The sequence below is a fragment of the uncultured Campylobacter sp. genome (genome assembly GCF_938045465.1).
Lineage (GTDB): Bacteria > Campylobacterota > Campylobacteria > Campylobacterales > Campylobacteraceae > Campylobacter_B.
Window position 1 is genome coordinate 1 of the sequence record NZ_CALIBF010000129.1, and the last position, 19,741, is coordinate 19,741.

General features: G+C 44.0%; 19 protein-coding genes. 15 read left to right on the plus strand and 4 right to left on the minus strand.

Translation table 11 applies throughout. The features are described 5' to 3' along the window. Window positions 1–399: 399 nt before the first annotated feature. Genes lptB through Q0413_RS06275 form a run of 3 tightly spaced genes read right to left on the minus strand, consistent with a single transcriptional unit; the run spans window position 400 to window position 1,751 of the window. On the minus strand, window positions 400–1,122 hold the full coding sequence (gene lptB / locus Q0413_RS06265; RefSeq protein WP_298988126.1) for an LPS export ABC transporter ATP-binding protein: 723 nt from the start codon (window positions 1,120–1,122) through the stop codon (window positions 400–402). Then, window positions 1,115–1,522 carry a tRNA (adenosine(37)-N6)-threonylcarbamoyltransferase complex ATPase subunit type 1 TsaE gene (gene tsaE, locus Q0413_RS06270; protein WP_005870258.1) on the minus strand — a complete coding sequence of 136 codons (408 nt, stop codon included), beginning with the start codon at window positions 1,520–1,522 and terminating at the stop codon, window positions 1,115–1,117. Before tsaE ends, lptB begins: the two co-directional genes overlap by 8 nt. Continuing rightward, on the minus strand, window positions 1,506–1,751 hold the full coding sequence (locus Q0413_RS06275; RefSeq protein ID WP_295152076.1) for a S4 domain-containing protein: 246 nt from the start codon (window positions 1,749–1,751) through the stop codon (window positions 1,506–1,508). The genes tsaE and Q0413_RS06275 overlap by 17 nt, the downstream gene beginning before the upstream one ends. A gap of 88 nt (window positions 1,752–1,839) precedes the next feature. Between Q0413_RS06275 and Q0413_RS06280 the strand changes: the two genes are divergently transcribed. The 4 genes from Q0413_RS06280 to hslU all read left to right on the plus strand — a co-directional run bounded on the left by Q0413_RS06280 (window position 1,840) and on the right by hslU (window position 5,535). Further along, on the plus strand, window positions 1,840–3,060 hold the full coding sequence (locus tag Q0413_RS06280; protein ID WP_177386989.1) for an argininosuccinate synthase: 1,221 nt from the start codon (window positions 1,840–1,842) through the stop codon (window positions 3,058–3,060). Between the two features lie 174 nt (window positions 3,061–3,234). Further along, a complete protein-coding gene (gene rplI, locus Q0413_RS06285; RefSeq protein WP_297904005.1) occupies window positions 3,235–3,678 on the plus strand; it encodes a 50S ribosomal protein L9 in 444 nt (147 codons plus the stop codon). Then, window positions 3,671–4,219, plus strand: coding sequence for an ATP-dependent protease subunit HslV (hslV, locus tag Q0413_RS06290; RefSeq protein ID WP_298988127.1), 549 nt, complete (start codon window positions 3,671–3,673; stop codon window positions 4,217–4,219). The genes rplI and hslV overlap by 8 nt, the downstream gene beginning before the upstream one ends. Further along, window positions 4,216–5,535, plus strand: coding sequence for an HslU--HslV peptidase ATPase subunit (gene hslU / locus Q0413_RS06295; protein WP_040303649.1), 1,320 nt, complete (start codon window positions 4,216–4,218; stop codon window positions 5,533–5,535). Before hslV ends, hslU begins: the two co-directional genes overlap by 4 nt. 278 nt (window positions 5,536–5,813) lie before the next feature. Here the strand turns inward: hslU and Q0413_RS06300 are convergent, their stop codons facing one another. Continuing rightward, window positions 5,814–5,972 carry a hypothetical protein gene (locus Q0413_RS06300; RefSeq protein WP_298988129.1) on the minus strand — a complete coding sequence of 53 codons (159 nt, stop codon included), beginning with the start codon at window positions 5,970–5,972 and terminating at the stop codon, window positions 5,814–5,816. Between the two features lie 56 nt (window positions 5,973–6,028). On the opposite strand from Q0413_RS06300, the gene era reads away from it, so the two are divergent. The 11 genes from era to Q0413_RS06355 all read left to right on the plus strand — a co-directional run bounded on the left by era (window position 6,029) and on the right by Q0413_RS06355 (window position 18,793). Next, window positions 6,029–6,898, plus strand: coding sequence for a GTPase Era (era, locus tag Q0413_RS06305; RefSeq protein ID WP_298988131.1), 870 nt, complete (start codon window positions 6,029–6,031; stop codon window positions 6,896–6,898). A 62-nt stretch (window positions 6,899–6,960) separates the two neighbouring features. Further along, on the plus strand, window positions 6,961–8,481 hold the full coding sequence (locus Q0413_RS06310; protein ID WP_297894748.1) for a hypothetical protein: 1,521 nt from the start codon (window positions 6,961–6,963) through the stop codon (window positions 8,479–8,481). Beyond that, complete coding sequence (locus Q0413_RS06315; RefSeq protein WP_298988133.1) at window positions 8,481–9,134, plus strand: hypothetical protein; 654 nt, start codon at window positions 8,481–8,483, stop codon at window positions 9,132–9,134. The genes Q0413_RS06310 and Q0413_RS06315 overlap by 1 nt, the downstream gene beginning before the upstream one ends. Before the next feature lie 23 nt (window positions 9,135–9,157). Further along, a complete protein-coding gene (locus Q0413_RS06320; protein WP_291937386.1) occupies window positions 9,158–9,562 on the plus strand; it encodes a hypothetical protein in 405 nt (134 codons plus the stop codon). After that, the gene (gene mshL / locus Q0413_RS06325; protein WP_297894751.1) at window positions 9,540–11,048 is read left to right on the plus strand and encodes a pilus (MSHA type) biogenesis protein MshL; all 1,509 of its coding nucleotides are present in this window, start codon (window positions 9,540–9,542) and stop codon (window positions 11,046–11,048) included. Before Q0413_RS06320 ends, mshL begins: the two co-directional genes overlap by 23 nt. Further along, window positions 11,041–11,871: an ATP-binding protein gene (locus Q0413_RS06330; protein WP_298988135.1), complete on the plus strand. Its 831-nt coding sequence runs from the start codon at window positions 11,041–11,043 to the stop codon at window positions 11,869–11,871. Before mshL ends, Q0413_RS06330 begins: the two co-directional genes overlap by 8 nt. Next, window positions 11,864–12,871 carry a hypothetical protein gene (locus Q0413_RS06335; protein WP_298988137.1) on the plus strand — a complete coding sequence of 336 codons (1,008 nt, stop codon included), beginning with the start codon at window positions 11,864–11,866 and terminating at the stop codon, window positions 12,869–12,871. The genes Q0413_RS06330 and Q0413_RS06335 overlap by 8 nt, the downstream gene beginning before the upstream one ends. Continuing rightward, window positions 12,868–13,407, plus strand: a complete 540-nt coding sequence (locus tag Q0413_RS06340) for a hypothetical protein (protein ID WP_177389145.1) — start codon at window positions 12,868–12,870, stop codon at window positions 13,405–13,407. The genes Q0413_RS06335 and Q0413_RS06340 overlap by 4 nt, the downstream gene beginning before the upstream one ends. 5 nt (window positions 13,408–13,412) lie before the next feature. Continuing rightward, a complete protein-coding gene (locus Q0413_RS06345) occupies window positions 13,413–15,161 on the plus strand; it encodes a GspE/PulE family protein (protein WP_177389147.1) in 1,749 nt (582 codons plus the stop codon). Continuing rightward, the gene (locus Q0413_RS06350) at window positions 15,158–16,402 is read left to right on the plus strand and encodes a type II secretion system F family protein (RefSeq protein ID WP_005870289.1); all 1,245 of its coding nucleotides are present in this window, start codon (window positions 15,158–15,160) and stop codon (window positions 16,400–16,402) included. Before Q0413_RS06345 ends, Q0413_RS06350 begins: the two co-directional genes overlap by 4 nt. Window positions 16,403–16,561: 159 nt before the next feature. Further along, window positions 16,562–18,793 carry a DNA translocase FtsK gene (locus Q0413_RS06355; protein WP_298988140.1) on the plus strand — a complete coding sequence of 744 codons (2,232 nt, stop codon included), beginning with the start codon at window positions 16,562–16,564 and terminating at the stop codon, window positions 18,791–18,793. The last annotated feature ends 948 nt before the right edge of the window (window positions 18,794–19,741 follow it).

The window sequence follows — 19,741 nt, forward strand, 5'->3', positions numbered from 1 at the left end:
GCAAAAATTATTTAAAATTTGCAGTGCACAAAACGCCTTTTGAAATTTAAAAACGAGCCCGAGACGCACTTTAAAAATTGATGCGCGAGATTTAGACGCCGAGTTTAAATCTCGCCATCATAACTATTTCAAAATTTTAAGCACAAAATTCAAACCATACTGATACGCGCCTCGCACCGAAGCGCTACGCCTCAAAATTTAATATGTAAATTAAAACGGGCGTGAAATTATTGAGCGCCGAGGCTTTACGGGCTTTAAAATTTTAATACGCAGATTTAGGTCGAGAGGCACGCGTACAGCCAGTCGCAGCCGTACACTTGAATTTTAAATCGCAAAACTTAAATTATAGAATTTAACGCGCCGAAGCGGGAGCTGAAAATCTAAAGCGCTCTGGCTGACTTAGATGCTAAAATCCTCGCCGAGGTAGAATTTACGGACATTCGGATCGCTGGCTATCTCTTTTGCGGTACCGCCTGCGAACAGCTCGCCATCTTTGATGACGTAGGCGCGGTCGCAGATCGCAAGCGTCTCGCGTACGTTGTGATCGGTGATGAGTACGCCGATGCCGAGCTTTTTTAGGTCGCGCACGATGCTTTGGATATCGTTAACGGCGATCGGATCGACGCCTGCAAACGGCTCGTCCAAAAGCAGAAATTTAGGCGTTATCATTAGGCTTCGCGCGATCTCGCAGCGTCTGCGCTCGCCGCCGCTTAGACTCACGCCTTTGCGTTGGCGGATCGGCTCGATGTTGAGCAGATTTAACATCTCATCGACCTTACGTGAGGCTTCGGCTTTATTTTTATAGGTAATCTCCGCGGCGAGCATTAAATTTTCCTCGACGCTAAGCTCCTTAAAAACGCTACTTTCCTGCGGTAGATAGCCTATGCCGAGCTTGGCGCGCTTGTGAAGCGGAACCTTTGCGATGCTGCTCTCATTAAGCAAGATATCGCCACCGCTAGCGCTTATCAGCCCGCAGATCATATAAAACGTCGTGGTTTTGCCCGCTCCGTTGGGCCCTAGCAGCCCCACGATCTCGCCATTGTAAAGCTCTAGCGAGATTCCTTTGATGATCGGCGTGCCTTTTATGGTTTTTTTTAGACCCCTGACTTCCAGTTTATGCATAGCTTACCTCGTATTTTCGCCCTTGCGCGTGCGGCGTGATCCTCACTACGCAAAAATCAAGCTCATATTTTTTAAGTAAATTTATCAAATTTTCATCCGCCCATTCGATCAGATGAAGCCCCTCTTCAAATAAATTTTCAAATAGTCCGTTTTTTAAAATCCCCTCACAGCCGCCGTTATAGATGTCGTAATGATAAATTTGGCCGTAGTTTTGCATGATCGAAAACGTAGGTGAGCTCACGTGCTCGTCTAACCCGTGAGCCCGCACGATCGCGCGCGCAAGAGTCGTTTTGCCGCTGGCAAGATCGCCGATTAACAATATTATGCCGCTTTTTGGCAGAGCCTGCACGAGGCGTGAAATTTCATCCTCGCCGCAGATGAGTTCAAAGCTCTTGGACATACTTTGCCTGCTCGCTTTTGGGCGTATTTTTCGCGCTAGGAAAGGCTAGGACTTTAAAGCTTTGTTTTCTATCTAAAAAGCTTATCGTGATAACGTCGCCGATTTTAAGCTCTTTGGCGGGCTTTGCTACGACGCCGTTTACGGCCACGACGCCGCTTTTGCACATATCTTCGCTGATGGCGCGCCGCTTGGTGATATTGACTGCGTTTAAAAATTTATCGATTCTCATAGGCGTGAGTTTAGCGATATTTGCCTTAAAAGCAACTATTAAACTATTTTTGGTAGAATTTCGCCAAATTTTACGTAAAGGATTTGAGATGGCAAAAGATGTAAAAAAGGTCGTTTTGGCGTATTCCGGAGGACTAGATACTAGCATTATTTTAAAGTGGCTAGGTGATACTTACGGCTGCGATGTGGTGACTTTCACCGCAGATATCGGTCAGAACGAGGATTTAGAGCCGATCAAAAACAAAGCTGTGAAGCTAGGCATCAAAAAGGAAAATATCTTCGTAGAGGATCTGCGCGAGGAATTCGTGCGCGATTACGTATTTCCGATGTTTCGCGCAAATGCCGTCTATGAGGGCGAGTATCTTTTAGGCACATCGATCGCGCGCCCGCTGATCGCTAAAAAGCTAGTCGAAATCGCTAAAAAAACCGGCGCGGACGCCATAAGCCACGGTGCGACCGGTAAGGGTAACGACCAAGTCCGCTTCGAGCTTGGCGCATATGCGCTAAATCCCGATATTAAGGTGATTGCGCCGTGGAGGCTGTGGGATCTGAACTCTCGCGAGAAGCTTCTTGCTTACGCTAAGAAAAACGGCATCGACATCGCCTCAAAGCCCGGCAAATCGCCGTATTCGATGGATGCGAATATCCTTCATATCTCCTACGAGGGCTTGGTGCTGGAAGATCCCGCTCATGCGCCTGAGGAGGATATGTGGCGATGGACCGTGAGCCCTAAAAATGCGCCAGATAAGAGCGAGATCATCGAGATTGAATACAAGCATGGTGATCCTGTAAAGCTAAACGGTAAGGCGCTTAAACCGCACGAGATGCTAGCAGCGCTTAACGAGCTCGGCGCTAAAAACGGCATCGGTAGGCTTGATCTTGTAGAAAATCGCTACGTCGGCATGAAGAGTCGTGGTTGCTACGAAACTCCGGGCGGCACGATCATGCTAAAGGCCCACCGCGCGATCGAGAGCATCACGCTAGATCGCGGCGCGGCGCATCTAAAAGACGATCTAATGCCGCGCTACGCCGAGCTCATCTACAACGGCTTTTGGTTCAGCCCGGAGCGCTTGCTACTTCAAGAGCTGATAAACAAATCCCAAGAGCACGTAAACGGCAAGGTTAAGCTAGAGCTTTATAAGGGCAACGTGACCGTGCTGGGCAGGGAAAGCAAGAGCGATAGTTTGTTTAATACCGATTTCGTGACGTTTGAAGAGGATAAAGTTTTCAATCAAAAAGACGGCGACGGATTTATCAAGCTAAGCGCGCTAAGATTTATCATCGCGGGCAAGAACGGACGCAAGCTTTAGCTGAAATTTTGCCGCAGGGCGTGCAGGCGGATTTCACAAAACGAAATTTTAAAATTTTATCGGAAAAATGCGAGCGGCTGCGGGCTAATTTCATAAAATTTCACGAAATTTTAGATCCGCCCGCGCCGCTTATAAAATTTTATAAATTTAAAGCTAAATTTAAAAGGATAATGGATGAAAGTATTATTGATCAAAGACGTTAAGGGGCTCGGAAAGGCGGGCGAGGTAAAAGAGGTCAAGGACGGCTACGGCAATAACTTCCTAATCGGCAAAGGCTACGCTAGGGCTGCTACGACGGAGGTTTTGCGTAAATTTGAAGCGGATAAGAAAAAGCAGGCCGAGCTTGAAAAATATGAGGTCGCAAGCTTGCAAAAACTAGCCGAGGAGCTAGCTAAGATCCGCGTAAAGATCGTAAAGCAGACGGGCGAGAGCGGCGCGCTTTTCGGCTCGGTTACCAAAGATGAGATCGCAACCGCGCTAAAAGAGCAAAAGGGGATCGAAATCGATAAGAAAATTTTAGAGACCGAGGCTATCAAAACGACCGGGATCTACGACGTAAATGCCAAGCTAAAGCACGGTATAAGCGCTAAATTTGAGATAGAGGTGGCTAGTGTTTGAAGCGACTACCATTTTAGCCTACAAAGGCGCGAAGGGCTCCGTCATCGGCGGCGACGGACAGGTTACGTTTGGAAACACCGTCTTAAAGGGCAATGCGACTAAAATTCGAAAGATCGGCAAAAATGGGGGCGTCTTGGCGGGCTTTGCGGGCAGCACCGCCGATGCGTTTAATCTTTTTGATATGTTTGAGAAGTGCTTAGATGGCGCAAAGGGCGATCTTTTAAGGGCAGTGATAGAATTTAGCAAACAGTGGCGCAAGGATAAGTATCTGCGAAAGCTCGAAGCGATGATGCTGGTGCTGGACCGCAAAAATATCTTTTTGCTTAGCGGCACGGGCGACGTGGTAGAGCCGGACGACGGCAAGATCGCGGCGATCGGAAGCGGCGGAAATTACGCTCTTAGCGCGGCGCGAGCTTTGGATAAATTTGCTAGCCTAGACGAAGAGGAGCTAGTAAAGCAGAGCCTTAAGATCGCGGGCGAGATTTGCATTTACACGAACGAAAACATCAAAACATACGCAATTTGGGACGAAAAGAGATGATGACGCCAAAGCAGATCGTAGAGAAACTAGACGAATATATAATCGGACAAAATAGCGCCAAACGCACGATAGCGGTGGCTTTGCGAAATCGCTATCGCAGAATGGCGCTTGAAGATGAGATGAAAAACGAGGTGATGCCCAAAAACATCCTGATGATCGGATCTACCGGCGTGGGCAAGACCGAGATCGCGCGCAGGCTTTCGAAGATGTTCGGACTTCCTTTTATCAAGGTCGAGGCTAGCAAATACACCGAGGTGGGCTTCGTGGGGCGCGACGTGGAGAGCATGGTGCGCGATCTGGCCGCCGCGTCGGTAAATTTAGTGCGCGGCGAGGAGTTTGAAAAAAACAAAGACAAGATCGATGATTATATCAAGCGTAAAATTTTAGAAAAAGTCCTTCCGCCGCTTCCGCGCGGAGCAAGCGAGGAGAAGATTGCTGATTACGAAAAAAGCTATGAAAAGATGGCGGCTAAGCTTGAGCGCGGCGATCTGGACGATCTTAGTATCGAGATCGAAGTAAGCGAAAATGCGCTTGAATCAAATCCGAATTTGCCGCCCGAGATGGCGAATATGCAGGAAAGCTTCATTAAGGTAATCGGAATTTCGACGCGCAAGAGCAAAAAAGAGATGAAAGTAAAAGACGCCAAGGTTGCCCTTAAAAGCGAGGCTAGCGAGAAGGTCTTAGATATGGAGAGCATCAAAGCTGAAGCCGTTAGGCGCGCGCAAAATGAGGGCATTATCTTTATCGATGAGATCGATAAGGTGGCGGTTTCAAGCGGCAATAGCGGCAGGCAGGATCCGAGCAAAGAGGGGGTGCAGCGCGATCTGCTTCCGATCGTGGAGGGCAGCAGCGTAAGCACGAAATTCGGCAATATCGACACCGATCATATCCTTTTTATCGCCGCGGGCGCCTTTCATATCAGCAAGCCGAGCGATCTCATACCCGAGCTTCAGGGGCGCTTCCCGCTTCGCGTCGAGCTTGACAGCTTAGACGAGGCGGCGCTGTGCGAAATTTTAACCAAGCCAAAAAATTCGCTTCTTAAGCAGTACTCGGCGCTTTTAAAGACCGAGGGCGTGGAGCTGGAATTTAGCGAGGACGGGGTTAAAGCGATCGCGAAATTTGCGGCGAGCACGAACGAAAAGGTCGAGGATATCGGCGCTAGAAGGCTACATACGATAATGGAAAAGGTGCTTGAGGATATCAGCTTCGAAGCGGATAAGTTTAAAGGGCAAAAGATCGTCGTGGATGAGAAGCTCGTAAGCGAAAAGCTCGCAGGCATCGCAAGCGACGAGGATCTGGCGAAATACATTTTATAAGATCGCTAATCGCTGCTCTTAGAATTCTGTGGAGTCGCGGAATTTGACGGTTTTGAAAAATGCAAAGCGTTAGAATTTTAGGTTTGAGATTTAGCGAAATTTTAAAAATGCGCAGAATTTCGTCCTTTTAAATTTGGCGATACTTTAAAATTTTAAGTCTATAAAATTCAGGAACGATCAAATTTATGCAGCGCTGACTATATATAATGTCGTCGTGGGATGAAATTTAAAATTTCGCAGATAATTTACGAAGTTGCAGGATTCGCGGCTCGCGAGATTTAAAGTGGATAGAATTCTGCGCCGAGGCGAGTAAAATTTATCGCTATCGCGCGGCTTGAAATTTTAAATTTTACCTGCTTATGTGATGGCGGAATTTCAAATTTCAGCCGCTCGTGCAAGAGCCAGCCTGCGTAAAACGAGATTTTAAATTTGCCCATCGGAGCTTAGCGCTGCGGTCGCGAGCAGGATAAAATTTTATAAATTTAAGGAAAATATGAAAAGCGGATTTGTAACGCTCATCGGGCGGACGAATGCGGGCAAGAGCTCGCTGTTAAACTATCTCTGCGGCGAGAAAATTTCGCTCGTCTCGCACAAGATCAATGCCACGCGCCGCAAGATTAGCGGCATCGCGATGAACGGCGCAGATCAGGTGATTTTCACGGATACGCCGGGGTTGCACGAAAGCGCCAAGCTGATGAATAAGCTGATGGTCGAAGTGGCGCTCGGGGCGATTGAGGGCTGCGATTTGGTGCTATTTTTGGCGCCCGTGCACGATGATACATCTGAATACGAGAAATTTTTAAATTTAAACGCAGGCACCAAACACATCGTGATTTTAACTAAAATTGACGAAGCAAACGACGAAAAGATCGTGCAGCGACTCCTGCAATATCAAGAATTTACCGATAAATTCGAAGCGATAATCCCCGTTAGCATCAAAAAAAAGGTCTATAAAAAGCAGGTTTTGGACGAAATTTGTAAAATTTTGCCCGAGCACGAGTATTTTTACGATCCTGAAATTTTAAGCGCGAGCAATGAGCGTGAAATTTATCGCGATTTCATACTTGAGGCGATCTTTGAGAGTATGAGCGACGAGATCCCATATTGCAGCGACGTCGTGATGGAAAAAGTGGTGGAAAAACCCGGTCTAATCTCGGTATATGCGCGGATCATAACGGACACCAATTCTCATAAAGAGATGTTGATCGGCAAAAATGGCGAGGCGATCAAGCGGATCGGAATTCGAGCCAAAAAGTTAATTTCAAATTTTTCTAAGGTCAAAATTTACTTAAAATTAACAGTTTTTGTAAAAAAAAGCTGGAAAAATGACGAATTTATGGTAAAAACCGATTTTATCTATTGACATTTTATTTTATTTCTATTAGTATTAGCAGCGTAGAAAATTTCATTTGGAAGTGGAGTGTTATGGCAAAGAATAGTAAAAATGCTAGTTCGATTGTTGCGATTAACAAAGTCACGCAAACCATATTCGGTCTAAGTGAGAATGAAGTTTTCGAGCACGACTTCTCAAAAGCGAATCGTGCGAAGGAAACTTACGTCTCATATATTCCGTATAAGGATATAATGACTGCGACGGTTGAGATAAGCAGATCGGTAGAGGACGCGGATCTTTTAGATGCGATCGTCGTTAAGGTGTATGAGGAGCTGGGGCTTGACACCGCTTTGGATTACAAAATTACCTATAGTGAGGTAATAGGCGCTGGCGGCGATGATAGAATTTTCAACGTCTTTGTCGTAGATAATGCCAAACTCACTTCAGAATTCGATGCGATCGCCGCTAGGACGAACTACATCGACTATGTGGCTATGGCTCCGTTTTTATACGAGGGCTTGTATAATAGAGGCGTCCTAACTCGCGACGGAATCGACTGCTTCATCTACTTGCAGCGCGACGATGCGTTTTTGGTAGTGTATCAAAACGGCGAATATTTTCAATCTCGTCAAGTAAGATACAACCTAAAATTCTTACATGAAAAATATGTCGAGCTAGTCGGTAGCAGAGTCGATGAAGAGAGCTTTTATAGACTGCTCTCCAAACAGGGAGTAAATTTAGAAAATCCGACCGAACGCGATTATATGATCCAGATTTTTGACGATATGTTTTACTACATCAACGACGTGTTGAACGGTATTAGTAAAATTTACAACGTCAATATTCAAAACGTTTATATCGGAACTGATATCGGTAAAATTCCTGCGATCGAGGTTTTTGTAGAAAATAATCTAAAGCTAAGATACAAGGATTTTAATTTTAACGTTGCAATCAACGCAAAAGATTATCCGCTCACTCAGCTAGATATTTTGATGTTCTTGGTAGGTCAAGATTATTTAGTTACCAAAGATGACGATCACAACTACTCGCCGTTTATGAGACCTCCGCCTTTGACTCAAAGATCAACCGGCAAGCTGATAGGCTATATGCTGCTAGGCTGCTTACTTGGGGCTGCATATCCTGCGTATAATTTTGGCTACGGCTATTATAATAATATGGTAGCTAATGATAAAACTAGCGAATATCAGGGATTAGAAGATCAGATGGTTCCTGCTAGAGCCGAAAGTGCGCGTTTGGATAAAGAGACTAAAGAGGTAAATGCCCAGGCTGCTAAGAGTGGCAAGGAGCTTAACGACAGGCGCGATCTAATTAATGCCATCTTAGACAAGAAAAACAATTACGCTATGAAGGGTGTTTCTATTTTTGAGCTAACCAATATGGTCGTTAAAAATAAGGGCAATATGGTTAGGATCGGTGATGAGAATAGGACTTTAACTGTTCAGGTGCGCACCAAAAACGATAAGCAGATGACCGAGCTTTTAGAGGATATCAGTAAAAAAGAGGTGTATGGCGTGGATACTAAAACAATCGCGCTACAAGAGGGTAATAAAACCGTCTTTTACGATAGTAATATCAGTGTGGAGGTTAAATAATGAAAAAGAAAAGTTCATTAGATCAACTTGATCAATGGTTTGCCTCCAAGGGAAATAGTGCAAATAACTATTTTTACATAGCTTTATTGTTTGTAGGTGTGGTAGCTTACTTTATTTTGAGTAACTATGCGGATCCGTATTTAGAAGAGAGCGAGACAAATCTAAGTACTGCCACGACTAAGCTTGAAGGCGCACAAAGAGAATATAATGAGTTCTTCGGCGGTGATCCTAAAGCTTTCGTTGATAATAAGCGCAATATCCTCAATGGTGCTAGGACCAACCTTAACAATATCGTTGAAGAGCGTAAGTATCTAGACGGTAAGCTAAAAGAAATTTCAAAGCTTACCTATAATGAAAAGAACTGGGCTAAATTTATGGATAGCCTCTCAACGATCGCAGAGAATAACAATATTAAAATTTATGCTATTCACAGCGATAGAAGAGAGCCTAGCATCAAACAAATTTTTCAGCCCGAAGCTTTGCTGGATATAGATGTGAAATTTGAAGGAGCATTTTCGAACGTCCTTAGGTATATAAATCTTATAGAACAATCGGAGATGATCGTAGATGTAAATAAGATGGATATCAATGCCACTAAAAATGGCAAAATCGGTGGAAGCATCGGTATATCTATCTGGGGAGTAAATTACTAATGAAAAAGTTAATTTTATGCTCTTTGCTACTTTCTACTGCTCTATTTGCTGTAGATAATAATCAGACGGTGGCGCCTAGTAATGGAGCCTATAAAGCTAAGTACGATGCGATATTCGATGATCTTAGTAAGCCTAGAGTGGGTCTTAGCGATGAGCAGATAGCTTCTTTGCAAGATCCGTTTTATCCTAAAGAAGCTAATGCGCCTAGAGAAGCTAATCAGCAGGTGGATCTAGGTTATCAGCTAGTAGGTATTATGGGCGATAAGGTTAAGCTAAACGATAAGTGGTATGGTTTGGGCGAGTATGTAGGCTCATATAAGATCGTGCAAATAACGGGCAATAGCGTTATTATTACCAACGACGATGAAAATAAAGTCGAACTAACACTAAAACAAGGAAGTCAAAATGTCATTATTACATATAAGTAAAAAGCTTAGCATAGCCGCTATGCTTGCTTTGTCTGTTACGGCTACTAGTCTATATGCCGCTCCCGCAACTGCAGGTAACTGCGATAGGAAGGCGCTAAATATTAAGATTAACGATACCGTTACGCTAAACGAGATGCTAACTCAGCTATCCGATATGTGCCGCTTTTCGGTGGTAGCAAAAGATGCTATCGCTCAAGAGGAGATGAGTAAGCCACTGCAGGGCGTAAGCATCAAAGACCTTTCTTTACGCGAAGTTTTAGATCTACTCATAAAAGAGAATAATCTAAGCTATGAGTATTCTCATGGCATATTAAAAATTTCAGCGCTAGAGACTAGGACTTTTAAAGTGGATTACATCACTTCTATTAGAGAAGGTACTGCTGTTACTAAATCTTCTGTCGATTCCGCACCTACGAAAGTGGATGATAGTGACGATAAAGAAAATAAAGAAGATAATAAGATCACTACCAAAGAGAAATTTGATTTTTGGGAGAAGATTAGCGAGGAAATCACCTCTGTTCTAAATAATGGTACCGAAAAATATGTCGCAGTCGCTCCTATTATAAATCAAAATGCCGGTTTAGTAACCGTTACTGCTATGAAGTCTCAGATAGCTCGCGTCGATAGATATCTAAGCGGTATGCAAAAACGCCTTAGTCGCCAAGTCTTGCTAGACGTAAATATCATATCTGTCGAGCTAAATAACGAATACACCACCGGTATAGATTGGAGTAAATTTCAACTAGGATTTAATACCTATGTAGGTGGAGATCCGACTAAACTTTCAGGCTATCATATAGATAACGGCAATAGAGGAAAAGCTAGCGATACTCACGGAACTTGGACGATAGGAGCTAATCTAAATTTCAATATCGACGGTTTAATTAACTTCCTAGAGACTAAGGGCAAAACCAAAATCATATCTAGTCCTAAGGTAACTACGATGAATAATCAGCCAGCTATTATCTCCGTAGGTGATACCATTAACTACGTATTGAAATCTACTACTACAGGTGATTATCAAGGCGGAGATACTCAGTCAGATGATCAGTATTCGATATTTGTAGGTATTCTTTTGAATATCTTGCCTGAAATTTCAGATGATAATAGGATTATGCTACGAATTAATCCGTCTTTAAGTTCTCTTAAATATGCAGAAGATAATGTAAGGAAAGAGAATGGCAGAAGAGATATCGCACCTGATACCTTGCAAAAGAAACTCTCTAGTGTAGTTTGGGTAGATGATGGCGATACTGTAATTTTAGGCGGTTTAATCGGCGCAACTAAGTCCAAGAATAACACTAGGGTGCCTGTGCTAGCTGAAATTCCATTAATCGGAAATCTTTTCAAAAGCACTGCCGATGTTTTGAGCACGTCGGAGCTAATCTTCGTAGTAACTCCACATATCATCGACAATACTGGCGCGCCGCTTGCTACCTCTCTTAAAGAGCTAGGTTACTCAAAATCCATCTACGAAAATGAGTAATAACTATACGGCGATCAAGGAGATTTTTATCGAGGATAACGAAGTCTCGGACTTCGTTAATCTCGATAAATCTACCCTTGCTTATCATAAAATTTTAAATGCTTTGCAAAAGCCGTTAAAACTTATACTTTTTTACGGCAAACCGGGTTGCGGCAAGACATTTTTGCTTAATAAAATCAAGGTCGATCTTGAGAAAAAGGTAAGAGTCGTATTTGTGCCGCAACCGTTTTTTGATGAGAAAGAATTTTTCTTAGAGCTGTATTCGCAGATTTTTCATTCTACGCCTAGCGAGCAGATTGATAATTATGAAAATTTTATGCGGATTTATAGAGAAAGGTTTGGCATCTCTACCAATGTCGGAGCGGTAGAGCAGGTTGTTATTTTGCTCGACGAAGCTCAGCTGTATCCCGGAAATTTGATAGAAAAAATTCGTCTTATGGCAGATACCAGATTATTTAAATTTTTATTTACAGTGCATAAGACGGACGAGGAAGATCGCCTCGCGAAGGATTATTTTAAAACTAGAATTTGGGAGAGCATCGAGCTTCCTAATTCAAATTTAGGCGAAGTCAAGCTGTATATTGAAAAAAAGCTTGTGCTTCATGGATTTCAACAATACTATTTTATGTTTAGTGACGATAATTTCGATTTGATTTTAAATTTAACGGACGGCAACATGAGGAACATCAACAAGCTTATGTATAAGATGTATGAGCTTTTTGAGTATTACGAAATAAACAAACCTACGGAAATTAGTTTTTCGCAGATTAATAATAAAATTATAGAGATGGCAGCGATAGGCTCGGGGATAATAAATGCTTGAATTTTACGAAGTAAACGAACTTGAAAAAAAATGGGAAGAGTATAACAAAAACAGAAAGCAGTTTTCTTTCCTAAAATCTAAGCCGAATTTCGTATTGAGATTCGATAAGACGATTTTGGGGCTTTTGATATTGATCTCGGTTGCGATCGGAGCGATATTTTGGCTGCTTAAAGATAGTGATAGCGTCAGTATGGCAAGTATCAATCAAAATATTGAGGACAAGGGCGGTGCTTCAAATTCTGCTAATGATGCCGAGCAGCAGGCGGCAGATCTTGCAGTGCAAAATAATATCTCCAAAGAGGATTACAACATTAGCGCGCCGAAAGTTGCTCGTACTTCTAAGCACGAAAAGGAACGTCCAAGCTTAAATTTAAACGACGTAGGTGTGCTATCTAGTGAGGATTCCGGTGGATTTAAGATAACCAATAATTACGAAAATGGCGGAAACTATGGCGGGCAGGCTCAGGCGCAGAATTTCGGCGGTCAAAATTTTGGCGGACAGAATTTTGGCAATCAAAATGTTCCTACGTTTAACGTACCTAATACCAATAACGCAGCTTTCGCAAATCAGCCGCCTAAAAATGAGGTTATCGATTTTGGGCGTGCTCCATTGCCGCCTAAATCAAATTTCGCTGGGGGTTCTACAAATACCGCAAGTAGCGCTCCGCTAAGTTCTAGAATTGAGATAAAAACTTCAAATTTAACCGAAGATAAACAGAGCTTGGAGAGTAAATTTTACGCGACAAATAAGATTGAGTATTCGCTATCGCTAGCCGAAGAAGCGTATAATAAGAAAGACTACGACAATGCGATCAAATGGGCTCTTACGTCAAATGAGCTTGATAAGGACAACGTCGCTAGCTGGATAATTTTTGCTAAAGCCAATTATAAAAAGGGTCGTAAAGAAGACGCGCTTTACGCTCTTGAGACCTTTAACGCAAAGGCGAAAAATAGCGAAATTTCTAACCTCATTTCAAAGATAAGAAGCGATAAACTATGAAAATTTTATATATTTTAGCTTTTGCGATCGCGTCGTTATTTGCAGTTAGTGCCGATGACGTGCGCAACTGGGATCAGATTGGTCAGTATAACCGTATCTGCCAAGAAAGCGTGCGAAATTTATTCATCGAGGAGCAGAGCGAGGCACTTGCAAATATGTATGCCAAGGCGTGTCTGAAGATGGACAAAGTAAACGAGCTTGTAGTGCCTACGGTGATGCTTTATAAGACGAAAGAGGCTCGCGAGAATGCCTCTCTTTATTCGACCATAATTTTTCAAAAAAAGATGCTTTATTTGGCACTTTGTGATGGCGTGGATATTAGCTATATACGCACGCCTAAGATCAATTATATTTTGTCTGAAATTTTTGATAAATTTACGGAGAGAGCATACGTAAAAAAGAGTGATACGTATGTCTTTACCCTAGAAAACGGCGAGCGTGCCGAGCTTTTTATCAAAGAAGAGGAAGAGGTAAAAAAGATGGTAATTGCAATTTATGCTGGCGATAAGCTTAGCTCGATTAAAATTTATTGGTGATCGCGATGACAAAGATTGAAGAGCAGATTGTTGCGATTTTAATACGAAATAATATCCTTACTAGCACCGTTGTTCCGGAAATCAAGGATAAGATGGATATTGGCTTGACGCTAGGCGAGGTTTTAGTCGGAGATAACTATCTAAGCCAGGATGATTTTTGCTCAATTTTAGTTGAGCTGTACAAGCGTCGTCAGATAGCATTTGACGATATAAGCGAAAAATTTTCGATGGATCCGAAGGAATTTTTGCAAATTCTAGCCAAGAAAATGAACCTGTCGTATATGAACTTAGACGATATCGACATAGACTTTAGGCTATCGGAACGCACTCCTACCGCACAGCTTAAAAGATACGGCGTGATACCGGTTAAAGCGGATGATCTGAATATTTACGTTGCTTTTTCTGATCCGTTTAATCTTGAGTCGCAAGATAAAGCGCAGGCTATGTTTAGCAAGCAGCTGCTTAAAATCGTAGTAGCCGATCCAAATCAAGTAAATAAATATCTATCTAAGCTTGAGCTTTCAGAGAGTATTAAGGGGCTCGTAGCGGAGATCCGCAAAGAGCTCGCCAACACTGGCGGTAGCGGAAGTAGCGATGATACCTCGGCGATTTTGAAGCTCATTGAGATGATAATTAGTCAGTCTATTAAGATGCGCGGTAGCGATATTCACATCGAGCCGACCGAGAATAACTGCGTCGTGCGTACCAGAATCGACGGAATGCTCGCTGAAATTTTTATCTTTGATAAGGATATCTATCCACCGCTAGTAAGCCGATTGAAGCTACTTTCGAATATGGATATCGCCGAACGCCGTAAGCCGCAAGACGGCAGGTTTAGTATGAAAATTTCAGGTCGCGAATACGACTTTCGTATCTCGACGCTGCCTATTATCAATGGTGAATCTACCGTTATGCGTATCCTAGATAAATCCAAGGTTATCATAAGTCTGGAAAAGCTAGGTATGCACCCTGATAGTTTTAAGAAATTTAATAACGCTATGAAGGCTCCATATGGTATTATCTTGGTTACCGGACCTACGGGAAGCGGTAAATCTACGACGCTATATGCAGCGCTAAACGATATTAAAAATATCGATACTAAGGTCATTACCGTAGAAGATCCGGTCGAGTATCAAGTAAATTTAATCCAACAAGTCCAAGTTAACGAAAAAGCAGGTCTTACCTTTGCTTCAGCATTGCGCTCGATCTTAAGACAAGACCCCGACATCATAATGATCGGTGAGATCCGAGACCAAGAGACCCTTAGAATCGCGATCCAGGCTGCTCTTACGGGACACTTGGTTTTCTCGACCCTACACACCAACGACGCCGTTAGCGCGATCCCGCGAATAGTGGATATGGGTATAGAGGCCTACCTCATAAGTGGTGCGCTCATTGCAGTAGAGGCACAGCGTCTCGTGCGAAAGCTTTGCCCGCACTGCAAGCAGCCTACGAATCTGCCTAAATCGATGCTTGATCAGCTGAAGGAATTCTTGCCTGAAAAATACACATTTTTTAAGGCCGTAGGTTGCGATCAATGCGGTCAGACGGGCTACATGGGGCGTGAGATGATTAGTGAAATTTTACCTATTACCGATAAAATGCAGAGCTTGATCGCTAACGGCGGCTCAAAGGACGATATGAGAGCCTTAGCGAAGGAGGAGGGTTTTATAGATATGTTTGAAGATGGTGTTATACGTGCTGCGCGCGGAGTAACTAGTATAGAAGAAATTTATAGGGTGGCTAAACAATGAAAAAGCAATTAGAAGTTGAATACAACGCCAAGGGCGCAAGAAGGAAGATGTTTTTGCAAGCTAGCGATAAGGTGCAAGCAAACAACCTCATGAAGCAGCGCGTGGGCGGGACGATCGTAAAAAGAGGTGAAACCCAAGTCGTAGCCAATACGGGCGGCGATTTTAAGGCGCAGGTTTCGCGCATGCTAGGTGGTAGCGGAAGAGTTAGAACACTGCCGTTAGTAGCGTCGATCCGTCAGCTTTCGGTTATGACAAATGCGGGAATTTCAATCCACGACTCGATCAAAGAGGTTGCAAGGGCGGCAGAGGATAAGACGCTAAAAGAGATTTTTAGTGCTATGAACGACGATCTTAACGCAGGTCTTAGCTTGACCGAATCTACGGAGAAATTTAGAGGACAGCTCGGTGATGTCGTCGTTGCGATGGTAAGTCTGGGCGAAGCAACCGGTAATATGGCAGAGTCTCTAGCCAAGCTTGCCGCTATGCTTCAAGAGCTTTGGGAAAACCAGCGTAAATTTAAAAAGGCGATGCGTTATCCTATGATCCTTATGATCGTTATGGCGATTGCATTTTCGGTTTTGATGATGTATGTCGTGCCGAAATTCCGCGAGATTTTTGAGGATTTGGGCGCGGATTTGCCACTACCTACTAGAATTCTACTTGGTATTGAAAGCACGCTTAATAATTATGGAATTTTTGTTTTAGCGGGCATCATAGGCACTATCATAGCTCTTAGATGGGCATATCGCAATAACCCTGAGTTTAAAAAGGGCTTTGACAAGACGATTTTAAAGGTCTATCTATTTGGTAAGATCATATTTTTCTCGACGATGTCGCGATTTATGCTTATTTTTACAGAGCTTGTGCGAGCGGGTATTCCTATCGCAGATGCACTAGATACATCTGTTTTAATGGTGGATAATCATACTTTAAAAGAGAAGCTCTCTACCGTTAAAATCGCCGTGCAGCAGGGCGTGAGCCTAACCGAGGCGTTTAACAATACAGGGCTTTATGAGAGTATGCTTATTCAGATGATCAGTGCGGGCGAGCAGGCCGGTAACCTCGATAAGATGCTCGGTAACGTCACGGATTATTATAAAGAGAAATTTGATGATATCATCGATAATATCTCAAGCTACGTCGAGCCGATCATGCTATTTTTTATGGCGGGCATGGTTCTTCTTTTGGCTCTGGGTATCTTTATGCCTATGTGGGATCTGGGCAAAGCCGTCAAAAACTAACCCCTTTAATTCCGCGCCTGTGAGGGCGCGGAATTTTATCAAAGCATTAAAATTTCATCCTTCAAATAAAATTTTAACCTTCGTTTGGCTAAAATACCGCTTTAAATTTAAGGATCAATCATAGTTAAAGAAATATATTTTATCGTCGTATCGGCTATCATAATATTTTTTGGGCTTGCTACTATTGCGCCCGATTCCGCGCTTGTAGGCAGCGCAGGCAACGCCATCCGCTCATTTAATACCCAGCTATTCGGCTATTTTGCATACATCTATCCGCTATTTTTGCTCGCCTTAGCATACGTAGCCTATAAGCATTTTCGCGGTTTTGACTTTAGATTTTTTGAGTTTAGCATCGGAGCCATTTTGCTGTTTTTTACCATTTTGATGGTGCAGTCGAGTCTCTTTGGCGCTAGTGGCGGAGCAGTCGGCAGCTTCGCGGTGGACGGACTTAGGCGAATGATCGGAAGCGTCGGTGTGTGGATTTTTAATATTACGATTTTTGTGCTTTCGCTAGTACTTATATTTGAAGATCGTTTTACCGACATCATCAAAAACTGCTTTATTGGCTCAAGAGACGAAAGCTCACAGGATGGAATTGGAGATGATTTCGCTAGCGATACGGATGCAGCGCAAAGGGGCGGGCTTGCAAGGTATTCGTCTGCGCAAGGCTTGAGAGGTGCGGAAAATTTTAACGCTTTGAGCGCAGAGGACGATTCGGCGAAACAGGGTAATTTTGCGGAGCAGGGCGCAAGCGGGCGCGGTTTTGAAGGCGGGCAAAATTTTCAAAATTTAAACGATGCTCGCGAGCCCGAGAATGAGCAGAATTTTGGTGACGCGCAGGGTCCGCAGGCTTCCGCTGAACGCGAGCTTAAAATGCCGCAGAAGGGAAAGCCGAGCAGGCTAAAAAGGGTCGAGCGCCTAAGCGAAGTCGCCGAAAATAAAAGGCTTTTGGATCAGCTCGATAAGGGCAGGGTGGCTAAGCCCAAGGATTTTAAACTGCCGCCGCTTGATTTTTTAAACCTGCCGCCGAAAAAGAAAAGCAATATCGACGAGAGTGAGATCGATCGTAAAATTTACGACCTGCTCGACAAGCTGCGTAAATTTAAGATCGACGGCGACGTGGTGCGGACCTACTCGGGCCCGGTCGTTACGACCTTTGAGTTTCGCCCCGCCGCGCACATCAAAGTAAGTAAAATTCTAACGCTGCAAGACGATCTCGCGATGGCTCTTCGGGCGCAGACCATCCGCATCCAAGCGCCGGTTCCTGGCAAAGATGTCGTGGGTATAGAGATCCCTAATCAAAATATCGATACGATCTATCTGCGCGAAATTTTAGAAAGCGACGTATTTAAAAGCGCTTCCAGTCCGCTTACCATCGTGCTTGGCAAGGACATCGTGGGGCAGCCTTTCGTCACCGATCTTAAGAAGCTGCCGCACCTTCTCATCGCAGGTACCACGGGAAGCGGCAAGAGCGTGGGTATCAACGCCATGCTGCTTAGCCTTTTGTATCGCAACTCGCCCAAGAGCCTGCGCCTTATAATGATCGATCCCAAGATGCTCGAGTTTAGTATCTACAACGACATCCCGCATCTGCTAACGCCCGTAATCACGCAGCCTAAGCAGGCGATCATTGCGCTAAGTAATCTCGTTGCGGAGATGGAGCAGCGCTACTCGCTCATGGCGCAAAACAGGACGAAAAATATCGACAACTACAATGAAAAGATGCTGCGCGAGGGGGGCGAAATTTTGCCTTACATCGTCGTTATCATCGACGAGCTCGCGGATCTGATGATGACGAGCGGCAAGGACGTGGAGCACTACATCGCGCGTCTGGCGCAGATGGCGCGCGCCAGCGGCATCCATCTCATCGTAGCGACGCAGCGCCCTAGCGTGGATGTCGTCACGGGGCTAATAAAGGCGAATCTGCCTAGTCGCATCAGCTTCCGCGTGGGCTCGAAGGTCGATAGCAAGGTGATTTTGGATCAGATGGGCGCGGACAGCCTGCTTGGGCGGGGCGATATGCTCTTTACGCCGCCTACCGCGCCGGGGCTCATCCGCCTGCACGCGCCGTTTACGACCGAGAATGAGATCAATAAGATCGCGGAATTTTTAAAAGCGCAAGAAAGCGTCGTTTATGACGAGCGATTTTTGATCGAAAACGAGGGCGCCAAGCAAGAAGGCGGCATAATCAATCCGCAAAATATCGTGCTTGACGAGCTTTACGACGAGGCCAAGGCGATCGTTTTGGAGGAGGAGAAGACCTCGATCAGCTACCTGCAGCGCCGCTTGCGTATCGGATACAACCGCGCCGCGACGATCATCGAGCAGCTCGAACAGATGGGCGTTTTAAGCGAGATCAACGCCAAAGGTCAGCGCGACATAATCAAGTAAGCTTTAAAATTTCGATAAAATTTAAGCGGCGAAATTTTAAAATTTATTAAATTTATGGGTGCTAGAATTTTTAAAATTTAACCGATCTGCGTCGGTGAAATTTTAAAATTTATCGGATTTGAAGCGGTGGAATTTTAAAATTTTTTGATCTGCATGGCGGATTTTAAATTTTAAAATTTGCGCGTTCCGCAGCTCGCGCTGTGCCTCTGTGGCTGCGAAAAAGCGGACGGTTTATATGGATGCGAGGATGCGTCAAAGTTTTTTGCGGTGCGGGAGGCGTTTTAAAAGTAGTGCTCGGTGGGTATGAACAGCGCGTTTTGCAGCTTGCGTTTACGACGCATCGTTTTTTAAAACGAATTGAAATTTAAGGCGCAGCTAAATTGCGCGCTGTGTTCTTGGCGCCAAATTTAAACCGCGGCATGAAATTTTAAAGTGCAAGCGGAGTAGAAAATAGGATGGTTTTAAAATTTAAAAATTGAGCGCTAAAAATTTTGCGATTTTAAATTTTATAAATTTACAAAACTCGGTAGAATTTAAATTTTAAAATTTTGCTTCTTTTTGGGCTTTTAAATTTTGAAATTTTGAAATTTTGAAATTTTGAATTTACCGCAGCGAATCAAAATTTTAAATCGCGCCTTGCCGGTATGAAGCGTTTGAAGTTGCGCGAGCGGGAGAAGTTGCCGGAGTATTAGTATTGGCTTGTCGTGCGTGGCAGCTGATTTGCAGCACGAACGCCCATGTGCAATTTTGTATAGTCGCGGCTTGTGACCATGCTATAACGTGCCGAAAGCCGCTTTGTGCAAGAAGAATGTGTACTTAAAAGGTGGTGCGGGACGTGCTTTTCGGCGCGGTATCTCGCAGCGCATGCCATAAAGCCGCCTATGTGCGAGAATAAAATTCGCGCCGCACGTCAAAGACGCATAATCGCATTGCGTGCCAAAAGACAAT

Excerpts from the sequence above, each read along its gene's own strand:
- lptB (WP_298988126.1), bottom strand. The coding sequence starts at position 1,122 with ATGCATAAACTGGAAGTCAGGGGTCTAAAAAAAACCATAAAAGGCACG.
- Q0413_RS06275 (WP_295152076.1), bottom strand. The coding sequence starts at position 1,751 with ATGAGAATCGATAAATTTTTAAACGCAGTCAATATCACCAAGCGGCGC.
- Q0413_RS06310 (WP_297894748.1), top strand. The coding sequence starts at position 6,961 with ATGGCAAAGAATAGTAAAAATGCTAGTTCGATTGTTGCGATTAACAAA.
- Q0413_RS06345 (WP_177389147.1), top strand. The coding sequence starts at position 13,413 with ATGACAAAGATTGAAGAGCAGATTGTTGCGATTTTAATACGAAATAAT.
- Q0413_RS06340 (WP_177389145.1), top strand. The coding sequence starts at position 12,868 with ATGAAAATTTTATATATTTTAGCTTTTGCGATCGCGTCGTTATTTGCA.
- mshL (WP_297894751.1), top strand. The coding sequence starts at position 9,540 with ATGTCATTATTACATATAAGTAAAAAGCTTAGCATAGCCGCTATGCTT.
- hslU (WP_040303649.1), top strand. The coding sequence starts at position 4,216 with ATGATGACGCCAAAGCAGATCGTAGAGAAACTAGACGAATATATAATC.
- Q0413_RS06280 (WP_177386989.1), top strand. The coding sequence starts at position 1,840 with ATGGCAAAAGATGTAAAAAAGGTCGTTTTGGCGTATTCCGGAGGACTA.
- tsaE (WP_005870258.1), bottom strand. The coding sequence starts at position 1,522 with ATGTCCAAGAGCTTTGAACTCATCTGCGGCGAGGATGAAATTTCACGC.
- Q0413_RS06315 (WP_298988133.1), top strand. The coding sequence starts at position 8,481 with ATGAAAAAGAAAAGTTCATTAGATCAACTTGATCAATGGTTTGCCTCC.
- rplI (WP_297904005.1), top strand. The coding sequence starts at position 3,235 with ATGAAAGTATTATTGATCAAAGACGTTAAGGGGCTCGGAAAGGCGGGC.
- Q0413_RS06350 (WP_005870289.1), top strand. The coding sequence starts at position 15,158 with ATGAAAAAGCAATTAGAAGTTGAATACAACGCCAAGGGCGCAAGAAGG.
- era (WP_298988131.1), top strand. The coding sequence starts at position 6,029 with ATGAAAAGCGGATTTGTAACGCTCATCGGGCGGACGAATGCGGGCAAG.
- Q0413_RS06335 (WP_298988137.1), top strand. The coding sequence starts at position 11,864 with ATGCTTGAATTTTACGAAGTAAACGAACTTGAAAAAAAATGGGAAGAG.
- Q0413_RS06330 (WP_298988135.1), top strand. The coding sequence starts at position 11,041 with ATGAGTAATAACTATACGGCGATCAAGGAGATTTTTATCGAGGATAAC.
- Q0413_RS06300 (WP_298988129.1), bottom strand. The coding sequence starts at position 5,972 with ATGGGCAAATTTAAAATCTCGTTTTACGCAGGCTGGCTCTTGCACGAG.